The organism is Mycobacterium sp. E1715 (genome assembly GCF_001667625.1).
Taxonomy (GTDB): domain Bacteria; phylum Actinomycetota; class Actinomycetes; order Mycobacteriales; family Mycobacteriaceae; genus Mycobacterium.
In genome coordinates this window covers 1-1942 of sequence record NZ_LZJJ01000120.1, presented here as the reverse complement: position 1 = coordinate 1942, position 1942 = coordinate 1, and the positions used below count along the sequence as shown (strand labels likewise).

Annotated in this window: 2 protein-coding genes; both read left to right on the top strand. The window is 69.1% G+C overall.

Annotation, left to right across the window (positions count from 1 at the left end; genetic code table 11):
- A partial coding sequence (locus A9X03_RS06410) for a WS/DGAT domain-containing protein (protein ID WP_156746492.1) occupies positions 1–837 on the top strand: 837 nt, incomplete at its 5' end.
- Positions 834–1942 (top strand): HAD-IB family hydrolase (locus tag A9X03_RS06405; protein WP_156746491.1); only part of this gene is annotated, 1109 nt, incomplete at its 3' end. The genes A9X03_RS06410 and A9X03_RS06405, both read left to right, overlap by 4 nt.

The following is a 1942-nucleotide window of genomic DNA, read 5'->3' as shown; positions in this document are numbered from 1 at the left end:
GCGGCCGGGCGGGCGGTCCTGGAACCGGGCGCCACGGTGTCGGGGATCGTCGGCTACGCCATGTCGGGGATGCGGGTGCTCAACCGGGCGGCCGAGCCGTCGCCGCTGCTGCGGCGGCGCAGCCTGGCCACCCGCACCGAAGCGATCGACATCCCGCTCTCCGATCTGCACAGGGCCGCCAAAGCCGGCGGCGGATCGATCAACGACGCCTACCTGGCCGGCCTCTGCGGCGCCCTGCGGCGCTACCACGAGGCGCTCGGTGTGCCGATCAGCACGCTGCCGATGGCGGTCCCGGTGAACTTGCGGGCCGACGCCGACACGGCCGGCGGCAACCGGTTCACCGGTGTCAACCTGGCCGCGCCCGTCGGCACCGTCGATCCGGTTTCGCGGATGAAGAAGATCCGCGCGCAGATGACGCAACGCCGCGACGAACCGGCGATGAACATCATCGGTTCGGTCGCACCGCTGCTCAGCGTCCTGCCGACCGCGGTCCTCGAGGGCATCACCGGCTCGGTGATCGGATCTGACGTGCAGGCCAGCAACGTCCCGGTGTACCCCGGGGATACCTACATCGCCGGTGCAAAGGTGTTGCGGCAGTACGGCATCGGCCCACTGCCGGGCGTCGCGATGATGGTGGTGCTGATCTCGCGGGGCGGTTGGTGCACCATCACCGTGCGCTACGACAGGGCGTCGGTGCGCAACGAACCGCTGTTCGCCCAATGCCTGCTTGAGGGCTTCGACGAAATTCTGGCGCTCGCGGGTGATTCGGCACCCCGCGCGGTGCCCGCCTCGTTCGCCGAACCGGCGACCTCCGCACGGACGGCGTCGGGCTCATGAGCGCCGCGAAAGACCAGGGAGCCGACGGCGGCGCGACCGGGGACATGCGGCTGCCGGGCTCGGTCGCCGAAATCATGGCCAGCCCACCGGGTCCCAAGATCGGGGCGTTCTTCGACCTGGACGGGACGCTGGTGGCCGGGTTCACCGCGGTCATCCTCACCCAGGAGCGGCTGCTGCGCCGTGACATGGGGGTGGGCGAACTGCTCGGCATGGTCCAGGCCGGCCTGAGCCACACGCTCGGGCGCATCGAGTTCGAGGATCTCATCGGCAAAGCCGCCGCCGCGTTGGCCGGCCGCTTGCTCGACGATTTGGAGGAGATCGGCGAGCGGCTGTTCGTACAGCGGATCGAGTCGCGGATCTACCCGGAGATGCGCGAGCTGGTCCGGGCGCACGTGGCGCGTGGCCACACCGTGGTGCTCAGCTCGTCGGCGCTGACCATCCAGGTCAACCCGGTGGCGCGGTTCCTCGGTATCTCCAACATGCTCACCAATAAGTTCGAGACCACCGAAGACGGCATCCTCACCGGCGGCGTGCAGAAGCCGATCCTGTGGGGGCCGGGCAAAGCCGCTGCGGTGCAACGGTTTGCGGCCGAGAACGGCATCGACCTGAAGGACAGTTACTTCTACGCCGACGGGGACGAGGACGTCGCGCTGATGTATCTGGTCGGCAACCCGCGGCCGACCAACCCCGAGGGCAAGATGGCCGCGGTGGCCAAGCGCCGCGGCTGGCCGATCCTGCGGTTCAACAGCCGGGGTCCGGTCGGTCTGCGCCGCCAGATCCGCACCCTGGCCGGATTCGGTTCGATGTTCCCGGTCGCCGCCGGCGCCGTGGGAATCGGCGTGCTGACCCGGAATCGGCGCCGCGGCGTCAACTTCTTCACCTCCACCTTCTCGCAGCTGTCCCTGGCGATCGCCGGCGTTCAGCTCAACGTCATCGGCCAGGAGAACCTGACCGCACAGCGGCCCGCGGTGTTCATCTTCAATCACCGCAACCAGGTCGACCCGGTGATCGCCGGGGCATTGGTGCGCGACAACTGGATCGGCGTGGGCAAGAAGGAGCTGCAAAAGGACCCGATCATGGGCACGCTCGGCAGGCTGCTCGACGG